Annotated in this window: 17 protein-coding genes; 13 read left to right on the top strand and 4 right to left on the bottom strand. The window is 57.4% G+C overall.

Annotation, left to right across the window (positions count from 1 at the left end; translation table 11 throughout):
- Positions 1–234 precede the first annotated feature (234 nt).
- The 11 genes from glmU (at position 235) to OXR61_RS18695 (ending at position 11,712) form a co-directional block, all read left to right on the top strand.
- Positions 235–1,605: a bifunctional UDP-N-acetylglucosamine diphosphorylase/glucosamine-1-phosphate N-acetyltransferase GlmU gene (gene glmU, locus OXR61_RS18645; RefSeq protein ID WP_031279605.1), complete on the top strand. Its 1,371-nt coding sequence runs from the start codon at positions 235–237 to the stop codon at positions 1,603–1,605.
- A gap of 180 nt (positions 1,606–1,785) precedes the next feature.
- The gene (glmS, locus tag OXR61_RS18650) at positions 1,786–3,615 is read left to right on the top strand and encodes a glutamine--fructose-6-phosphate transaminase (isomerizing) (RefSeq protein WP_021506932.1); all 1,830 of its coding nucleotides are present in this window, start codon (positions 1,786–1,788) and stop codon (positions 3,613–3,615) included.
- A 232-nt stretch (positions 3,616–3,847) separates the two neighbouring features.
- Positions 3,848–4,330, top strand: a complete 483-nt coding sequence (locus OXR61_RS18655; RefSeq protein ID WP_021506931.1) for a fimbrial protein — start codon at positions 3,848–3,850, stop codon at positions 4,328–4,330.
- Positions 4,331–4,402: 72 nt separating this feature from the next.
- Positions 4,403–4,822, top strand: coding sequence for a fimbrial protein (locus OXR61_RS18660; protein ID WP_182689050.1), 420 nt, complete (start codon positions 4,403–4,405; stop codon positions 4,820–4,822).
- Positions 4,823–4,857: 35 nt separating this feature from the next.
- The gene (locus OXR61_RS18665) at positions 4,858–5,667 is read left to right on the top strand and encodes a hypothetical protein (protein WP_021506929.1); all 810 of its coding nucleotides are present in this window, start codon (positions 4,858–4,860) and stop codon (positions 5,665–5,667) included.
- Between the two features lie 143 nt (positions 5,668–5,810).
- Entirely contained in the window at positions 5,811–6,854 is a 1,044-nt protein-coding gene (pstS, locus tag OXR61_RS18670) for a phosphate ABC transporter substrate-binding protein PstS (protein WP_021506928.1), read from the top strand.
- Positions 6,855–6,940: 86 nt separating this feature from the next.
- Positions 6,941–7,903, top strand: coding sequence for a phosphate ABC transporter permease PstC (gene pstC / locus OXR61_RS18675; protein ID WP_031279603.1), 963 nt, complete (start codon positions 6,941–6,943; stop codon positions 7,901–7,903).
- Positions 7,900–8,787 (top strand): phosphate ABC transporter permease PstA, encoded by an 888-nt coding sequence (gene pstA / locus OXR61_RS18680; protein WP_021506926.1) that lies wholly within the window; start codon positions 7,900–7,902, stop codon positions 8,785–8,787. The genes pstC and pstA overlap by 4 nt, the downstream gene beginning before the upstream one ends.
- Before the next feature lie 44 nt (positions 8,788–8,831).
- A complete protein-coding gene (gene pstB, locus OXR61_RS18685) occupies positions 8,832–9,605 on the top strand; it encodes a phosphate ABC transporter ATP-binding protein PstB (RefSeq protein ID WP_021506925.1) in 774 nt (257 codons plus the stop codon).
- A 14-nt stretch (positions 9,606–9,619) separates the two neighbouring features.
- Positions 9,620–10,354, top strand: a complete 735-nt coding sequence (phoU, locus tag OXR61_RS18690; RefSeq protein WP_021506924.1) for a phosphate signaling complex protein PhoU — start codon at positions 9,620–9,622, stop codon at positions 10,352–10,354.
- A gap of 119 nt (positions 10,355–10,473) precedes the next feature.
- A complete protein-coding gene (locus OXR61_RS18695; RefSeq protein WP_021506923.1) occupies positions 10,474–11,712 on the top strand; it encodes an MFS transporter in 1,239 nt (412 codons plus the stop codon).
- A gap of 149 nt (positions 11,713–11,861) precedes the next feature.
- Here the strand turns inward: OXR61_RS18695 and yieH are convergent, their stop codons facing one another.
- Positions 11,862–12,524, bottom strand: a complete 663-nt coding sequence (yieH, locus tag OXR61_RS18700; protein WP_021506922.1) for a 6-phosphogluconate phosphatase — start codon at positions 12,522–12,524, stop codon at positions 11,862–11,864.
- 151 nt (positions 12,525–12,675) lie between these two features.
- Here yieH and OXR61_RS18705 point away from each other — a divergent pair, with 151 nt between their 5' ends.
- The gene (locus tag OXR61_RS18705) at positions 12,676–13,989 is read left to right on the top strand and encodes an NCS2 family permease (RefSeq protein ID WP_021506921.1); all 1,314 of its coding nucleotides are present in this window, start codon (positions 12,676–12,678) and stop codon (positions 13,987–13,989) included.
- Positions 13,990–14,016: 27 nt separating this feature from the next.
- Here OXR61_RS18705 and OXR61_RS18710 read toward each other — a convergent pair whose 3' ends face one another.
- Entirely contained in the window at positions 14,017–14,781 is a 765-nt protein-coding gene (locus tag OXR61_RS18710) for a 4'-phosphopantetheinyl transferase superfamily protein (RefSeq protein ID WP_031279602.1), read from the bottom strand.
- A gap of 293 nt (positions 14,782–15,074) precedes the next feature.
- Here OXR61_RS18710 and OXR61_RS18715 point away from each other — a divergent pair, with 293 nt between their 5' ends.
- Positions 15,075–15,584 (top strand): flavin reductase family protein, encoded by a 510-nt coding sequence (locus OXR61_RS18715; protein ID WP_031279601.1) that lies wholly within the window; start codon positions 15,075–15,077, stop codon positions 15,582–15,584.
- Positions 15,585–15,625: 41 nt separating this feature from the next.
- Here OXR61_RS18715 and OXR61_RS18720 read toward each other — a convergent pair whose 3' ends face one another.
- Both OXR61_RS18720 and mnmE read right to left on the bottom strand, forming a co-directional pair.
- A complete protein-coding gene (locus OXR61_RS18720; protein WP_021506918.1) occupies positions 15,626–16,216 on the bottom strand; it encodes a malonic semialdehyde reductase in 591 nt (196 codons plus the stop codon).
- A gap of 226 nt (positions 16,217–16,442) precedes the next feature.
- Entirely contained in the window at positions 16,443–17,807 is a 1,365-nt protein-coding gene (gene mnmE / locus OXR61_RS18725) for a tRNA uridine-5-carboxymethylaminomethyl(34) synthesis GTPase MnmE (RefSeq protein WP_021506917.1), read from the bottom strand.
- Positions 17,808–17,815 lie beyond the last annotated feature (8 nt).

The following is a 17,815-nucleotide window of genomic DNA, read 5'->3' on the forward strand; positions in this document are numbered from 1 at the left end:
AAATGTCGGTACGCATAAATGCGCACGCTGTCCAAAACCGCACAATCACCCCGTAGGGGCGCCATTTATGGCGACCGAAAATGGCGCAACGCCCTTACCTTATGTCCTCCCCGGCAACCCGTGCTGGCCACTCACCGCCGCTCATCCTCTTCCGCTAATTTCGCACGGAGAAAAATGTAGTAATCTCAGGGGTAAACCTTACACTTTCGAAAGCTAAATTGAGTCAGGATAGTTATGTCGACAAGCGCAATGAGCGTGGTGATCCTCGCCGCTGGCAAAGGCACCCGCATGTATTCCGATCTGCCCAAGGTGCTGCACAGCCTGGCAGGTAAACCGATGGTGCAACACGTTATTGATGCCGCTACCGGCCTCGGCGCACAGCAGGTGCATCTGGTCTACGGCCACGGCGGTGAATTGCTGCAGGAGAAACTGGCGCATAATCCGCTGAACTGGGTGTTGCAGGCGGAGCAGCTCGGCACCGGCCATGCCATGCAGCAGGCGGCACCGTTCTTCGCCGATGACGAAGATATCCTGATGCTGTACGGCGATGTCCCGCTGATCGCCCAGGAAACCCTGCAGCGTCTGCGCGACGCCAAACCTGCAGGCGGCATCGGGCTGCTCACTGTGGTGCTGGATAACCCCACCGGCTACGGACGCATCGTGCGTGAAAACGGCACCATCACCGGCATTGTGGAGCAAAAAGATGCGTCAGCCGAACAGCTAAAGATTCAGGAGATCAACACCGGCATCCTGATTGCCAACGGTGCCGACCTGAAGCGCTGGCTGGCGCAGCTCAACAATCACAATGCGCAGGGCGAATTTTACATCACTGATATCATCGCCATGGCGCATCAGGAAGGCCGCGTGATCAACGCAGTGCACCCGGCGCGTATCAGCGAAACCGATGGCGTGAACAATCGTCTGCAGCTTTCCACCCTGGAGCGCACTTATCAACGCGAGCAGGCAGAAAAGCTGCTGCTGGCTGGCGTCATGCTGCGCGATCCGGCGCGCTTCGATCTGCGCGGTACGCTGCAGCACGGTCGTGATGTCGATATTGATACCAACGTGATCATTGAAGGCAACGTCACGCTGGGCCATCGGGTAAAAATTGGCGCTGGCTGCATCATTAAAAACAGCGTGATTGCCGATGACTGCGAAATCAGCCCTTATTCGGTGATTGAAGATGCCACGCTGGCCGCCGCCTGCACCGTCGGGCCGTTTGCGCGCCTGCGTCCGGGCAGCGAACTGGCCGAACAGGCGCACGTCGGCAACTTCGTCGAGATGAAGAAAGCGACGCTGGGCAAAGGCTCAAAGGCCGGCCATCTGTCGTATCTCGGGGATGCGGAGATTGGCGCGGGCGTGAATATCGGTGCCGGCACCATTACCTGCAACTACGACGGTGCCAATAAGTTTAAAACCATTATCGGCGACAACGTGTTTGTCGGCTCGGACACCCAGCTGGTGGCTCCGGTCAGCGTGGCGGCGGGCGCCACCATCGCCGCCGGCACGACGGTGATGAAAGACGTTACCGCTGCCGATCTGGTCTATAACCGCAAAGAGCAAAATCAGAAGTCTGGCTGGCAGCGTCCGGTTAAGAAAAAATAAATGTCAGGGCCGGCAAAGATCGGCCCGGTATTAAAAACCCGACATATTCCGGTTTTCAGGCAGCTAACGCACCTGCAACCTGGAATAGGAAGGGATATCCCCCACTCTCTACAAGGCTCGGGGAACAATCAGGTCAGATGACAACGCAATGGCCGAAAGCCATGACGTCAGGAAATTACTATGTGTGGAATTGTTGGTGCAGTAGCGCAGCGTGATATCGCAGAAATTCTGCTGGAAGGGCTGCGTCGTCTTGAGTATCGCGGTTATGACTCTGCCGGTCTGGCGGTTGTCGATCGCCAGGGCCACATGACGCGGTTGCGTCGTCTGGGTAAAGTGGCCAATCTGGCAGAAGCGGCGGAGCAGCAGCCGCTGATTGGCGGAACCGGCATCGCGCACACCCGCTGGGCGACGCACGGTGAGCCGTCGGAAGCCAATGCGCACCCGCACGTCTCAGAGCACATTATTATTGTGCACAACGGCATCATTGAGAACCACGAACCGCTGCGTGAGCAGATGATCGCACGCGGTTACCGCTTTGCCTCCGAAACCGATACCGAAGTGGTGGCGCACCTGGTGCACTGGGAGCAGAAACAGGGCGGTACGCTGCGCGAAGTGGTACTGCGGGTGATCCCGCAGCTGCGCGGGGCGTATGGCATGGTGATCATGGACAGCCGCGATCCGTCGGTGCTGGTGGCTGCGCGTTCCGGCAGCCCGCTGGTGATTGGCCGCGGCGTGGGCGAAAACTTTATCGCTTCCGATCAGCTGGCGCTGCTGCCGGTGACCCGCCGCTTTATCTACCTCGAAGAGGGGGATATTGCCGAAATTACCCGCCGCGAAGTGACGATTATTGATCGCCACGGTAACCAGGCACAGCGCGCAGAGATCGAATCCAATGCGCAGTACGATGCCGGCGATAAAGGCGTTTACCGCCATTACATGCAGAAAGAGATCTACGAACAGCCGAACGCCATCAAAAACACGCTGGCCGGCCGCTTCCATGACGGCATTGTTGATCTCAGCGAGCTGGGCGCTAATGCGGAAACGCTGCTGAGCCAGGTGGAACATATCCAGATCATCGCCTGCGGCACCTCTTACAACTCCGGCATGGTGTCGCGTTACTGGTTTGAGTCGCTGGCCAACATCCCGTGTGACGTGGAAATCGCCTCCGAATTCCGCTATCGCAAATCGGCGGTGCGTAAAAACAGCCTGCTGATCACCCTGTCGCAATCCGGTGAAACCGCCGATACGCTGGCAGCGCTGCGCCTGTCCAAAGAGCTGGGCTATCTCGGTTCGCTGGCCATCTGCAACGTGGCGGGTTCGTCACTGGTGCGTGAGTCAGATCTGGCGCTGATGACCAAAGCCGGCACCGAAATCGGCGTGGCCTCGACCAAAGCGTTCACCACTCAGCTGACGGTACTGCTGATGCTGGTGGCGAAGCTGGGCCGTCTGCACGGCATGCGCGCTGAAACCGAGCATGAGATTGTTCATGCACTGCAGGCGTTGCCGAGCCGCATTGAACAGATGCTGGCGCAGGATAAAGTGATCGAGAATCTCGCCGAAGGCTTCTCTGACAAGCATCACGCGCTGTTCCTTGGCCGTGGCGATCAGTATCCGATTGCCATGGAAGGGGCGCTGAAGCTGAAAGAGATCTCCTACATCCACGCCGAAGCCTATGCGGCGGGCGAACTGAAGCACGGTCCGCTGGCGCTGATTGATGCCGATATGCCGGTGATTGTGGTGGCACCGAACAATGAATTGCTGGAGAAACTGAAATCCAACATCGAAGAGGTGCGCGCGCGCGGCGGTCTGCTGTACGTGTTTGCCGACCAGGATGCCGGTTTCAGCGACAGCGAAGGCATGAAAATCATCCCGCTGCCGCACGTTGAAGAGGTAATTGCCCCAATCTTCTACACCGTGCCGCTGCAGCTGCTCTCCTACCACGTGGCGCTGATCAAAGGCACCGACGTCGACCAGCCGCGTAACCTGGCGAAATCGGTCACGGTGGAATAAGCGTAGCCCGGTCTGGAAACAGGCCGGTTTTTTAACTCATTGTTGTTCCGATTAAATTAATCGTGAATTCTGTGAACGTTGTGAATTAATTTTTCCCTGATATGTGAAATCAACTTTCATAATTCGCTGGCTGTCCTTCACTTCTGTTTTGTTTAACTTTAATTTAACCTTTCAGTCATAAGCTTTCTGATGCATGTAGCAAGCCAAACTCGTTCTCTGCATGTAGGAATTTATGGCGCGTTATTTCATATTTACTTTTTTGTGTCTGATGCTTTTATCCGATGCACTGGCATCGTCATTCAGTGTGAATATTTCCGGTAACGTGATGGTACCTGCCGACTGTAAAATAAATAATGGTATGCCGATTAGTGTTAATTTCGGCGATGTGCGCACCGATAAAATAGATGGGAAAGTGTATCAGCAACCTGTGTCATTTACGCTTTTCTGCACTAATCTTCCCTCTAATGCGCTTAAACTCCAGCTACAGGGGAATGCAGCCAGCTTTGATAGCGGTGCGTTACGCGCATCAGTCAGCGGTTTAGGTATTGCGTTTTTTAAGTCGAACGCTGAAAGGTTAAATATTAATACCAGCTGGGTAAACTTTACTTATCCCGTGCTGCCGGTTATCACGGCCGTCCCGGTGAAAGATAAAAGCAGCAGTTTAACAGGAGGAAGTTTTACTTCAGCGGCAACACTGGTAGTGGAACTGCAATAAATGAAACGAACGTGGTTAATGGCACTATTGCTGCCCGCTATGCTGAAGTATAGCGCAGTGGCTGCTTTCAGCGTGCAGGCTAACTTCAGTGGACAGCTAATCGAACCACCGTTATGTCAGATTAACGGCGAAAAGCCAATTATGGTGGAGTTTGGTTCAGTGGTTATTTCCCAGATCAATGGCGACAGCTACAGAAAACCTGTCTCCTGGACGTTAACCTGTAGCAATAATCCCGATAAGAGTATGCGTGTACAAATCAGTGGCACCGGAAGCGCATTTAATTCTGCTTTGCTGGCGACCAGCCAGCGTGATTTGGCGATTCAGATATTAAGCGGTAAAAATGGCGAAAACGCCCTGGCACTGAATAACTGGCTGCCGTTTACCTTTCCTGCGCTGCCCGTCATTCAGGTGGTACCGGTGAAAAAAAACGCCGCGGTGTTAACCAGCGGTGACTTTTCTGCTTTTGCTGCGCTGGTGGTTGAGTACCAGTAGATGATCGGCGTTGACGCAACCACAGGATTAGACCAATGCTAACAGGGCTTGTTTTCCGCTATCTGGCTTTTTTCGCTGGCCTGCTGCTGTTCTTTTCAGCGCAAGCGATGGAAGCCCCGCGCGTGGATGGCATTCGCTGGGTCAACGCAAGCCAGGTTGAAATTACCTGGTCAGTGGTGGATGTCGGTATGATATCCGGCTATGCCCGCTGTAACTCTTCAGAGAGAACCTGCGCAGCAGGCATCGGTGTCAGCGCCTGGTTTATCGGGCATGGCACCGTATTCAGCGCTGCGGGCGGGCCACAAATTTACGTCGATCAGGGCGAGAGCCTGGCCTCGGTGGCTGAACGTTTTATCCGTTTTAATGGTCGGGGTGGCAAGTTTCTGCGTAACTCAGATACCCGTTATTACAGTTCATACTGCGGCAGCTTTGTGACAGCCTCCGCGACCGTAACTGACTATTCCGGAATGGTTGCGCCCTGGGCACCTTGCGTCAACATTCCGGTGGTGCCGGTATCCTGTTCGGTAAGCGGAGCCGCGCTGAATATTAATCATGGTACGCTGGCCCCGGCCGCCGTTAATGGCGCCAAAGCCAGCGTTAACTTCTCGCTTTTCTGCAACCGTGATGTGAATATCAGTTTTGCGCTTGCCGGTGGGATCAATATCCTCAAACTCAGCAACAACATCAGTACGCTGTTATCACTGGCTGACGGGAGCCTGAATAAACCGCAATTAGTGCGGGCTAACGTGACGACGCCGTTCACGCTGATTTCGACGCTCTCCTCAACAACCCCCAGTCCCGGTAACTTTACCGGCAGCACGGTGGTTTTCATTAATTATCTCTGATTTGCCAGCCGACCCGGTTGTCATATAACTGTCACAATTCGTACATTTCACTGTCATCAAACTGTCCTATTTTGCCTCCAGCAGCAATCACTGACTCTTACTAAAACGGCGTCAAGCCTGATTTTTAATCCCCTGGAGGGAACATGACACTGATGCGTAGCACCGTAGCCCGAATTCTCGCCGCCACCTTCGCAGTAAGCGCGGTTTCTGCTTTTGCAGCCACCGACCTGACAGGCGCAGGCGGGACGTTCCCGGCACCGGTTTATGCCAAGTGGGCAGCAGAGTATCAGCAAGCCACCGGTAGCAAAATCAACTATCAGGGTATTGGTTCCTCGGGTGGCGTGAAGCAAATCATTGCCAAAACCGTGGATTTCGGTGCGTCCGATGCGCCGATGAAAGAAGAAGATCTGCAGAAAAATGGCCTGTTCCAGTTCCCGACGGTGATCGGTGGCGTGGTGCTGGCGGTGAACATTCCCGGCGTTAAATCCGGTGAGCTGACGCTCGACGGTAAAACGGTCGGCGACATCTATCTCGGCACCATCAAAAAGTGGAACGATCCGGCGATCACCAAACTGAACCCGGGCGTGAAGCTGCCAGACACCAACATCAACGTGGTGCGCCGCGCGGATGGTTCCGGCACCTCTTTCGTCTTCACCAGCTACCTGTCTAAAGTGAACGAGACCTGGAACAGCAAAATCGGTAAAGGCAACACCGTCAACTGGCCAACCGGTCTGGGCGGTAAAGGTAACGACGGCGTGGCCGCGTTTGTACAGCGTCTGCCGGGCTCGATTGGCTACGTAGAGTACGCCTACGCCAAACAGAACAACCTGACTTACACCAAACTGGTTGATGCCGATGGCAAGCCAGTGGCACCGAGCGAAGCCAGCTTTGCTAACGCCGCCAAAGGCGCTGACTGGAGCAAATCCTTCGCCCAGGATCTGACCTTCCAGAAAGGCAACGATGCATGGCCGATCACCTCAACCACCTTCATCCTGATCTACAAAGAGCAGGCGAATGCGGAGAAGGGCAGTGAAGTGCTGAAGTTCTTTGACTGGGCGTACAAAGGCGGCAGCAAAACGGCTACGGCGCTGGATTACGCAGCGCTGCCAGAGAGCGTAGCGAATCAGATTCGTGCTGCCTGGAAAGCCAACATCAAAGACAGTTCCGGTAAAGCGCTGTACCAGTAAGTGTATGACCCGGCCAGCGTCCGCGCTGGCCAGCCTGATGGGCGGCCTTGTTGCCGCCCTGATTACCCTCTGAGATCGAGAATTCTATGGCTGCCACTAAGCCGACGTTTAAAGCACCGGGCAAGCAAGGCGACATGATATTCGGCGCGCTGGTGAAGCTCTCCGCGCTGATCGTGTTACTGCTGCTGGGTGGCATTATCGTCTCCCTGATTTTCTCCTCCTGGCCGAGCATCCAGAAATTTGGCTTCTCCTTTCTGTGGACCAAAACCTGGGATGCGCCAAACGAAGAATTTGGTGCGCTGGTGCCGATTTACGGCACCCTCGTAACCTCACTGATTGCCTTAATCATCGCGGTGCCGGTGAGTTTCGGTATCGCCCTGTTTCTGACCGAACTGGCGCCAAACTGGCTGCGCCGTCCGCTGGGTACCGCGATTGAGCTGCTGGCGGCCATTCCCAGCATCGTGTACGGCATGTGGGGCCTGTTTATCTTTGCTCCGCTGTTCGCGGAGTATTTCCAGACGCCGGTTGGCGACGTGCTGGCAAATATCCCGATCGTCGGCGCGCTGTTCTCCGGTCCGGCCTTCGGCATCGGTATTCTGGCGGCGGGCGTGATCCTCGCCATCATGATCATCCCTTACATCGCCTCGGTGATGCGCGATGTGTTCGAACAGACGCCGGTAATGATGAAAGAGTCGGCCTACGGCATCGGCTGCACCACCTGGGAAGTGATCTGGCGCATCGTGCTGCCGTTCACCAAAAACGGCGTGATCGGCGGCGTGATGCTGGGTCTCGGCCGCGCGCTGGGCGAAACCATGGCGGTCACCTTTATAATCGGTAATACCTACCAGCTGGACAGCGCATCGCTGTTTATGCCCGGCAACAGTATCACCTCGGCGCTGGCGAACGAGTTCGCCGAAGCCGAATCCGGCGTGCACGTGGCGGCGCTGATGGAGCTTGGCCTGATTCTGTTCGTGATTACCTTTATCGTTCTGGCGATCTCCAAACTGATGATCCTGCGTCTGGCGAAGAGTGAAGGAGCCCGTTCATGACAGCAATTGAAATGCAGGCGCGCGCCGAGCTGGAAGCCTCACGCCGTAAAATGCAGGCGTGGCGCAGCACCAAAAATAAAATTGCCCTGACGCTCTCGCTGCTGACCATGGCGTTCGGCCTGTTCTGGCTGATCTGGATCCTGTTCACCACCGTCACGAAAGGGATCGATGGCCTGAGCTGGACGCTGTTTACCGAATCCACGCCGCCGCCCAACACCGCGGGCGGTGGTCTGGCGAACGCCCTGGCGGGCAGCGGCCTGCTGATCTTCTGGTCCACCTTCTTTGGCACGCCGCTGGGCATTCTGGCGGGTATCTACCTGGCAGAATATGGCCGCAAGCACTGGCTGGCGGAAGTGATTCGCTTCATTAACGACATCCTGCTGTCCGCACCGTCAATTGTGGTCGGCCTGTTCGTGTACACCATCGTGGTGGCGCAGATGCAGCACTTCTCCGGCTGGGCCGGTGTGATAGCGCTGGCGCTGCTGCAGGTGCCCATCGTGATTCGTACCACCGAGAACATGCTGCGGCTGGTGCCGGACAGCATGCGTGAAGCGGCTTATGCGCTGGGCACGCCGAAGTGGAAGATGATCTCGGCTATTACGCTGAAAGCCTCGGTCTCCGGCATCATTACCGGTGTGCTGCTGGCGATTGCGCGCATTGCCGGTGAAACCGCACCGCTGCTGTTCACCGCGCTGTCGAACCAGTTCTGGAGCACCGACATGATGCAGCCGCTGGCCAACCTGCCGGTGACCATCTTCAAATTCGCCATGAGCCCGTTTGCCGAATGGCAGAGTCTGGCGTGGGCCGGTGTGCTGATTATTACGCTGTGCGTGCTGCTGCTGAACATCGTGGCGCGCGTGATTTTCGCCAAAGGCAAACACTAATTTTCCGGCGCGGCTTCGGCGGCGCTGCACATGAGAGATGAGCAATGAGTATGGCAACTCCTTCTGCCGGTAAAATTCAGGTGCGCAATCTGAACTTCCACTACGGTAAGTTCCACGCGCTGAAGAACATTAATCTGGATATCGCCAAAAACCAGGTGACGGCGTTTATCGGTCCGTCGGGCTGCGGCAAATCCACCCTGCTGCGCACCTTCAACAAAATGTACTCGCTCTATCCGGAGCAGCGTGCTGAGGGTGAAATTCTGCTGGATGGCGACAACATTCTGGCATCGCATCAGGATATCGCCCTGCTGCGCGCGCGCGTCGGCATGGTGTTCCAGAAGCCGACGCCGTTCCCGATGTCGATTTATGACAACATCGCCTTTGGCGTGCGGCTGTTTGAGAAGCTGTCGCGTGCCGATATGGATGAGCGCGTGCAGTGGGCGCTGAGCAAAGCCGCGCTGTGGAATGAAACCAAAGACAAGCTGCACCAGAGCGGTTACAGTCTCTCCGGCGGTCAGCAGCAGCGTCTGTGCATCGCGCGCGGCATCGCGATTCGCCCGGAAGTGCTGCTACTGGATGAGCCATGTTCGGCGCTGGACCCGATTTCCACCGGGCGCATCGAAGAGCTGATTACGGAGCTGAAGCAGGATTACACCGTGGTCATCGTGACCCACAACATGCAGCAGGCGGCGCGCTGTTCCGATCACACGGCGTTTATGTATCTGGGCGAGCTGATTGAATTCAGCGACACCGACACGCTGTTTACCAAGCCGGCGCAGAAGCAGACAGAAGATTACATCACCGGTCGTTACGGCTGATTCAGGAGAGAAACATGGATAATTTAAATCTGAACAAACATATCTCCGGTCAGTTCAACGCGGAGCTGGAGCACATTCGTACCCAGGTGATGATCATGGGTGGCATGGTGGAGCAGCAGCTTACCGATGCCATCACCGCGATGCATAACCAGGATGGCGAACTGGCGCGCCGGGTGATCGACGGTGACCAGAAGGTCAACATGATGGAAGTGGAGATCGATGAAGCCTGTGTGCGCATCATCGCCAAGCGTCAGCCTACCGCCAGCGACCTGCGTCTGGTGATGGCGATCATCAAAACCATTTCGGAGCTGGAACGCATCGGCGACGTGGCGGAGAAGATCAGCCGTACCGCGCTGGAGAAGTTCGGTCAGCAGCACCTGCCGCTGCTGGTGAGCCTTGAGTCGCTCGGGCATCACACCGTGCAGATGCTGCACGACGTGCTGGATGCCTTCGCGCGCATGGATCTCAACGAAGCCATCAAGATCTACCGCGAAGACAAAAAGGTGGATAAAGAGTACGAAGGCATTGTGCGCCAGCTGATGACCTACATGATGGAAGATCCGCGCACCATTCCCAGCGTGCTCACCGCGCTGTTCTGCGCGCGCGCCATCGAGCGCATCGGTGACCGCTGCCAGAACATCTGCGAAATTATCTTCTATTTCGTGAAAGGTCAGGATTTCCGTCACGTTGGCGGTGACAAGCTGGATGAACTGCTGTCGGGCGACGACGGCAGCAATAAACCCTCCTGATTGACGTGATGACTGCCTGTTAGCGCTGAGGCTGACAGGCAGTGCGCTTGATTTCTGCCTGTTCTCAACCTGCCGCTCTCTTTATACTTGGCGCACATTTTTCTGCCAGGTGCTGTTTTATGTCCTCTGCAAATAACAACAAAACCGCCGTTACGCCGGCGAAAGCAATGGTGGCTGCCGTCAGCGGCTATGCCATGGATGGATTTGATCTGCTGATTCTGGGCTTTATGCTGCCGGCGATCAGCGTGTCGCTGGCGCTGGATGCGTCGCAGGCCGGTTCGCTGGTGACCTGGACGCTGATCGGCGCGGTGGTCGGCGGCATTGTGTTTGGTCATCTGAGCGATCGCTACGGCCGCATCCGCATTCTGACCGTGACGATCCTGATGTTCTCACTGTTCACCGGGCTGTGCGCCGTGGCGCAGGGCTACTGGGATCTGCTGGCGTATCGTACGCTGGCCGGCATGGGACTGGGCGGTGAATTTGGCATCGGCATGGCGCTGATTGCCGAAGCCTGGCCGAAGGAGAAGCGTAACCGCGCCTCGGCGTGGGTCGGTATCGGCTGGCAGCTCGGCGTATTGCTGGCGGCCTTTATCACGCCGCTGCTGCTGAGCGTGATTGGCTGGCGCGGTATGTTCCTGGTTGGCCTGCTGCCGGCGCTGGTGTCGTTTGTGATTCGCCGCAGCATGGGCGAGCCGGAAGCCTTCACCCGCCATGTGGAAAAAGCCCCGCATCTCTCCTTTTCCGCGCGCATTAAACTGCTGTTTGCCGATCGCGCCACCAGCAAAGCCAGCCTCGGCATTCTGATTCTTTGTTCGGTGCAGAATTTTGGCTATTACGGCCTGATGATCTGGATGCCAAGTTATCTCTCTTCCAGCTTCGGCTTCAGCCTGACCAAATCCGGCCTGTGGACGGCCGTTACGGTGGTGGGCATGACGTTCGGCATCTGGCTGTTCGGCGTGCTGGCGGACCGCTTTGCGCGCTGGAAGATTTTCCTGCTGTACCAGTTTGGTGCCGTGGCGATGGTGGTGGTTTACGCCCAGCTGCGCGACCCGACGGTGATGCTGTTTACCGGTGCCATCATGGGGATGTTTGTTAACGGCATGATTGGCGGCTACGGCGCGCTGATCTCGGACACTTTCCCACCGCAGGCGCGCGCCACCGCGCAGAATGTGTTGTTCAACCTCGGCCGCGGCGTCGGCGGTTTCGGTCCGCTGGTGATCGGCATGCTGGCCACGCATATTTCTTTCACCGCTGCGATTACGCTGCTGGCGCTGATTTACCTGCTGGATATTGTCGCTACGCTGTTCCTGCTGCCAAAAAGCCAGGGCAATGAGGATTCGCTGGGCGCGATTGGGTGATTTTTTCCCCTCACCCTAACCCTCTCCCGCAAACGGGAGAGGGAACCGTTCAGTGCGGTTTTACAAACCTGTGCTTCACCTTAACACCCGCTCGATCGGCCCCTTCTCCCGCTGGCGGGAGAAGGCTGGGATGAGGGGGCTGCGCGCACTTACCTGACCACATCCCAGCCACGTGCACGCCACAGCGCTGGCAGCTGCGCCATATCGTCAAAACGCGTCACCAGCGGGTGATCAATCACCGGATTGTGTGCATCGGCACAGTAGTAAAACACCGGTATGCCAGCGGCGATGCCAGCCCGCGCGCCAGCCTCTGAATCATCCACCAGAATGCACTTTTCAATCGGCACCTGCATCTGTTCCGCCGCGTGGTACATCAGCTCCGGATCCGGCTTCCAGTGATTAATGTCATAGCCGCTGTACAGGCGTCCGCTCAGATACGGCAGCATGCCGGTCAGCCCCAGCGAATGCTCCATTTTCTTCACCGTACCGTTCGACACCACGCACATCGGCACCTTCACGCGCTCCACCAGCGCTCTGGCGCCGGCAATCGGCTGCAGATCAAGATCAAACAGGCGCGCCACTTCCGCGCGGTAGGCACTCTCCACCTCAGCCAGCGGCAGTGTTACCTGATGCTGTGCCGTCACATCGCGGATGATGTCGTAAAGCTTCACCCCTTTGTACTGCTCAAACATCTGCTGCAGCGAGAGTTCGATACCGTAACGGGCAAAGGTGTTGACGTAGGACTGCGTGCATATCACTTCGCTGTCGACCAGCGTGCCGTCGCAATCAAAAAAGATACATTCAACTGACATCGCGCCTCATCCTTTTAGTAAACAATAAGCTGTCACTCTAGCGCACTCAGCGCAGAAAGCGACCCCAGGCAACCGGTTGCGAAAAATCAGTGTTTTGCGGCGCTAAAGTCTATAGGATACGCGGCGATAAATTTTTCATCGGAACAGCGAAATGAACGAGCAGGGCCTTTTGCAGCGTATTTTCAGGCTGCAGGAACACGGAACCACCGCGCGCACCGAAGTGATTGCCGGTTTCACTACTTTCCTGACGATGGTGTACATCGTCTTCGTTAACCCGCAGATTCTTGGTGCCGCAGGCATGGACACCCAGGCGGTGTTTGTTACCACCTGCCTGATTGCTGCGTTCGGCAGCATCCTGATGGGGCTGGTGGCCAATCTGCCGGTGGCGCTGGCACCGGCCATGGGCCTCAACGCCTTCTTTGCCTTTGTGGTGGTGGGCGCGATGGGCTACTCGTGGCAGGTTGGCATGGGCGCGATCTTCTGGGGCGCGCTGGGGCTGCTGATCCTGACGCTGCTGCGCGTACGCTACTGGATGATCGCCAATATTCCGCTCAGCCTGCGCGTGGGCATCACCGCCGGTATCGGTCTGTTCATCGCCATGATGGGGCTGAAAAACGCCGGCATTATTGTGCCCAACGCGGACACCATCGTGACCGTCGGCAACCTGGCCTCGCACAACGTGCTGCTTGGCGCGCTCGGCTTCTTTATCATTGCGATTCTGGCGTCGCGCAACATCCACGCGGCGGTGCTGGTCTCTATCGTAGTGACCACCGCGATCGGTCTGCTGCTGGGCGACGTGAAGTTTACCGGGCTGTTCGCCGCGCCGCCGGCCATCACCTCGGTGGTCGGCCAGGTCGATATCAAAGGCGCGTTCAACGTGAGCATGGCGGGCGTGATCTTCGCCTTCATGCTGGTCAATCTGTTTGACTCATCCGGTACGCTGATTGGCGTAACCGATAAAGCGGGCCTGACCGACGAGAAAGGTACTTTTCCGCGCATGAAACAGGCGCTGTACGTGGATAGCATCAGCTCCGTCACCGGTTCGCTGATCGGCACCTCTTCGGTGACGGCGTACATCGAAAGCTCATCCGGCGTGGCGATTGGTGGCCGTACCGGCCTGATGGCGGTAGTGACCGGCATCCTGTTCCTGCTGGTGATGTTCCTGTCGCCGCTGGCTGCCATGGTGCCCGCCTATGCGGCGGCCGGTGCGCTGATTTATGTTGGCGTACTGATGACGGCTTCGCTGGCGCGCGTGCGCTGGGACGATCTCACCGAAGCGGTGCCGGCGTTTGTCACGGCGGCGATGATGCCGTTCAGCTTCTCGATCACCGAAGGTATTGCGCTCGGTTTTATCTCTTACTGCGTGATGAAACTCGGTACCGGACGCTGGCGTGAAATCAGCCCGTGCGTGGTGGTGGTGGCGCTGCTGTTTGTGCTGAAAATCGCTTTTATCGACGCGCACTAAACGCAACAGGCCGCGGGTGCGGCCTGGTTATCCGGGATGCCTGACTTCCGGCTGACTGGCGACACGCTCGCCGGGCAGGCTGGTGAGGCGCAGGGTGCGCGGCCCGATGTTGGGTTTGCTCATCTCCACATCGCGCAGCGACTGCCACTGCTGCTGCGCATCAATCTCCCACAGCCGTAAACGCTCAGTGCCGGGCGACAGCGCGCAGGACCACACCAGCGTCGGCTCGGCATCACACACCGCCTGAATATCGGGATAGACGCTGGATCGCAGCCGACCCGCAGCCGGATGCAGCCGCAGCGCATCAATACCGCTGTTGGCTTCGCCGGTCAGTTTGAGAATGCTCTGGCGCAGCGTCCAGATCTGCGTCACCGCTTCCATAAAATCCTGCTGGGCGTTAATCCACGCCTTTTCACCCGATGACAGCCCCTGCGTCAGGGCATCCTGCGCCTGGCGGCTATGCGCCCGAACGATTTCCATATCCAGGCCAGCGCGCCCGCCTTCTTCTGCCAGCAGCACGCCGACCATATTACCGGCATAGGAGATACTGAAGTCAGGCAAATTAGGATCGGCAAAGCAGGGACGACCGCTGCTGCTGGCGATCAGCGGCGGCAGGTCACGAATACCATAGACGCGCAGCATCAGCTGGGCCAGCAGCGCGCGTGCGGCAAGAAAGCGGCCGCGGCGCTTATCAGGCAGGTGCCCGGCGCTGGTCATCACATCCTGTGGAACCCGCATGGTCTCTGGGGTGAGGGGCGGGTTAACCACCCAACGAACAAAATGACTAGCCATCTGTCGCTCCGTGAAAATGGTCGGATAATCATCAGGGCTATTGTAAGAATTTTCTCATGGGTTTGCATCCGGCTTAGGCTGGATAGCCAGTAAATTCAGATAAGGACGAGGCGAATCTCATTGCCATGAGCTGCAATTGAATATGAGGCTTTTGCACATTGGTGTCGGATGGGGTGCCGAAGCGGCGGATGTGGTGTAGGATTTGGGCAGGAAAGAGCTGCACAATGAAGTGCTTAAATTATTCACCTATCTGCCAATCGTGCGCATCGCAAACCATGCACGTCGGAGTTGTTATGTCTGTTACCTCTCTTGCTCGCCAGGAATCGATCTCGCTGGATGAATTTCGTCACGGCATGCGCCGTCTCACTGCCGGTGTTTCGCTGGTGACCACCTCATCCAGCGGAGAAAAGTTCGGGCTGATCGCCACCTCGGTCAGCTCGCTGGCAGCGGAACCGCCCAGCCTGCTGGTCTGCGTTAACCGCAGTGCATCAAGCCATGATGCCATTCTGCAGGCGGGCTACTTTGCCGTGAACGTTCTGCGCGAGCAGCACGATGACTTGTGCGCGCAGTTCAGCTCGCCGACGCGCCGCGCTGAGCGTTTCCAGAGTGGTGAATGGCAAACCCTGAATACGGGCGCGCCCGTGCTGGCTGATGCGCTGGTGAGCTTCGATTGTCAGCTGGAAAAAACGGTGGAGTGGAACACCCACAGCGTGCTGCTGGCGCGTATCGTGGGTATTGCGCTGCCGGGCGAAGCGACAGCGCCGATGGTCTACTTCAACAGCGGTTTTCACTCGCTGGGCTAAGTCATAGCGCAGCGCGTCGTGCGGCTGCGCGGCTTAACGCATCAGGCAAATTTGCTGGCTTCGTCAAAGCTCAGACGCGGCAGGCGCGGATGCAGCTTGCTGGCTTCGCCATAGCCGAGGTTGATCAGTAAGTTGACCTGCCAGTTATTTTCGCTGAAGAACGCGGCGTTAACTTTAGCCGGATCAAAACCGGACATCGGGCCGGCATCCAGTCCCAGCGAGCGGGCCGCCAGAATCAGATAGCCCGCCTGCAGGCTGCTGTTGCGAAACGCGGTCTCTTTGGCCAAATCCGGGCTGCTGGTAAACCAGCTGCGTGCATCGCCATGCGGGAACAGTTTTGGCAGTGCTTCATAAAAGGTCGGATCCCACGCCACAATCACCGTCACCGGTGCCGCCATGGTTTTATCCACATTGCCTGAGGAGAGCGCCGGTTTCAGCTTCTCTTTACCTTCCTGAGACGTCACGAACACAAAGCGGCCCGGCGAGCAGTTGGCTGAGGTCGGCCCCAGCGCCGTCAGCGCATAGAGCTGCTTCAGCACCTCCTGCGAAATCGGTTTATCCTGCCAGTAGCTATGGGTGCGGGCTTCAGTAAACAGCGCGTTCAGCGCCACGCTGTCGAGCGGTGTACTCATGTTTCTCTCCTGTTCAGGCAACAACCTGCGCCTGATTTTTAGCATGAATAATGGATGTGGCCGCTGCGTTTACGCGGCGACCCTCAACCGTTATACGACAAAGGCGAAGGCGCGCCAAATAACAAAGATGTATGTTGGTAGCGATTCCGGTGCGCCTAAATGCGCACCCTACAGCATCACATGAATCCCCTGTAGGGGCGCCATTTATGGCGACCTGTGACGGCGACTATTTACCAATACAAAAGCTGGAGAAAATCCGGCCCAGCAGGTCGTCGGAGGTAAACTCGCCGGTGATTTCGCTCAGCGCCTGCTGCGCCAGCCGTAGCTCTTCGGCCAGCAGTTCGCCCGCCCAGGCTCCCAGCAGCTGATCTTTGCCCTGCTGTAAGTGAGTGGCTGCTAACTCCAGAGCCTGCAGATGGCGGCGACGCGCGAGGAAGCCGCCTTCCATATTGCCGGCGAAGCCCATACTCTGTTTCAGATGCTCACGCAGCGTATCGACGCCTGCGCCGGTGCGCGCCGACAGGCGAATAAGTGAGTGGCCATTTACTTCTGTCAGGCCCAGCGTTTCACCGGTCATGTCCGCTTTATTACGTACCACGGTAATCGGCAACGCGGCTGGTAAGCGCGCCACGAAATCAGGCCAGATGGCGGCGGCTTCAGTGGCGTCAGTGGTGGTGCCATCCACCATGAACAGGACGCGATCCGCCTGCTCAATCTCCTGCCAGGCGCGTTCAATGCCGATACGTTCCACTTCGTCGCTGGCTTCACGCAAACCGGCGGTATCGATGATGTGCAGCGGCATGCCGTCGATGTGGATGTGCTCGCGCAGCACGTCACGCGTGGTGCCAGCGATATCCGTGACGATCGCTGCTTCGCGTCCGGCCAGTGCGTTGAGCAGGCTCGATTTCCCGGCGTTGGGACGACCGGCAATCACCACTTTCATCCCTTCACGCAGCAGGCTGCCCTGACGCGCTTCGGCGCGCACGCCGTTGAGATCGCCGATCACCGCATTCAGCTGCGCTTCGATTTTGCCGTCGGAAAGGAAGTCGATCTCCTCATCCGGAAAATCAATCGCTGCTTCCACATAGATGCGCAAGTGAGTAAGTGCTTCCACTAACGCATTAACGCGCAGTGAAAAGGCACCCTGCAGCGAGTTGACGGCGGAGCGGGCGGCCTGCTCGGAGCTGGCATCAATCAGATCGGCAATCGCTTCTGCCTGCGCCAGGTCGAGCTTGTCATTCAGAAAGGCGCGTTCCGAGAACTCGCCCGGCTGCGCAATGCGCACACCCGGCAGCGCCACAATGCGCTTCAGCAGCAGATCGAGAATCACCGGACCGCCGTGGCCCTGCAGTTCCAGCACATCTTCGCCGGTAAAGGAGTTCGGACCCGGGAACCACAGCGCGATGCCCTGATCCAGCACGCTGCCATCAGCATCGTTAAAGGGCAGATAGTCGGCGTAGCGTGGCTTCGGCAGCTTGCCCAGCACAGCCTGCGCCACTTCAGCGGCTTTGCCACCGGAAATACGCAGAATACCGACGCCACCACGGCCGGGAGGCGTCGCCTGGGCAACAATAGTGTCACTGTGGCTCATAAGTACCT

The sequence above is a fragment of the Pantoea sp. GM_Pan_4 genome (assembly GCF_026541005.1).
Lineage (GTDB): Bacteria > Pseudomonadota > Gammaproteobacteria > Enterobacterales > Enterobacteriaceae > Pantoea > Pantoea dispersa.

Coding starts and splice junctions, on each gene's coding strand:
- glmU (WP_031279605.1), top strand. CDS start 235: ATGTCGACAAGCGCAATGAGCGTGGTGATCCTCGCCGCTGGCAAAGGC.
- glmS (WP_021506932.1), top strand. CDS start 1,786: ATGTGTGGAATTGTTGGTGCAGTAGCGCAGCGTGATATCGCAGAAATT.
- OXR61_RS18655 (WP_021506931.1), top strand. CDS start 3,848: ATGGCGCGTTATTTCATATTTACTTTTTTGTGTCTGATGCTTTTATCC.
- OXR61_RS18665 (WP_021506929.1), top strand. CDS start 4,858: ATGCTAACAGGGCTTGTTTTCCGCTATCTGGCTTTTTTCGCTGGCCTG.
- pstS (WP_021506928.1), top strand. CDS start 5,811: ATGACACTGATGCGTAGCACCGTAGCCCGAATTCTCGCCGCCACCTTC.
- pstC (WP_031279603.1), top strand. CDS start 6,941: ATGGCTGCCACTAAGCCGACGTTTAAAGCACCGGGCAAGCAAGGCGAC.
- pstA (WP_021506926.1), top strand. CDS start 7,900: ATGACAGCAATTGAAATGCAGGCGCGCGCCGAGCTGGAAGCCTCACGC.
- pstB (WP_021506925.1), top strand. CDS start 8,832: ATGAGTATGGCAACTCCTTCTGCCGGTAAAATTCAGGTGCGCAATCTG.
- phoU (WP_021506924.1), top strand. CDS start 9,620: ATGGATAATTTAAATCTGAACAAACATATCTCCGGTCAGTTCAACGCG.
- OXR61_RS18695 (WP_021506923.1), top strand. CDS start 10,474: ATGTCCTCTGCAAATAACAACAAAACCGCCGTTACGCCGGCGAAAGCA.
- yieH (WP_021506922.1), bottom strand. CDS start 12,524: ATGTCAGTTGAATGTATCTTTTTTGATTGCGACGGCACGCTGGTCGAC.
- OXR61_RS18705 (WP_021506921.1), top strand. CDS start 12,676: ATGAACGAGCAGGGCCTTTTGCAGCGTATTTTCAGGCTGCAGGAACAC.
- OXR61_RS18710 (WP_031279602.1), bottom strand. CDS start 14,781: ATGGCTAGTCATTTTGTTCGTTGGGTGGTTAACCCGCCCCTCACCCCA.
- OXR61_RS18715 (WP_031279601.1), top strand. CDS start 15,075: ATGTCTGTTACCTCTCTTGCTCGCCAGGAATCGATCTCGCTGGATGAA.
- OXR61_RS18720 (WP_021506918.1), bottom strand. CDS start 16,216: ATGAGTACACCGCTCGACAGCGTGGCGCTGAACGCGCTGTTTACTGAA.
- mnmE (WP_021506917.1), bottom strand. CDS start 17,807: ATGAGCCACAGTGACACTATTGTTGCCCAGGCGACGCCTCCCGGCCGT.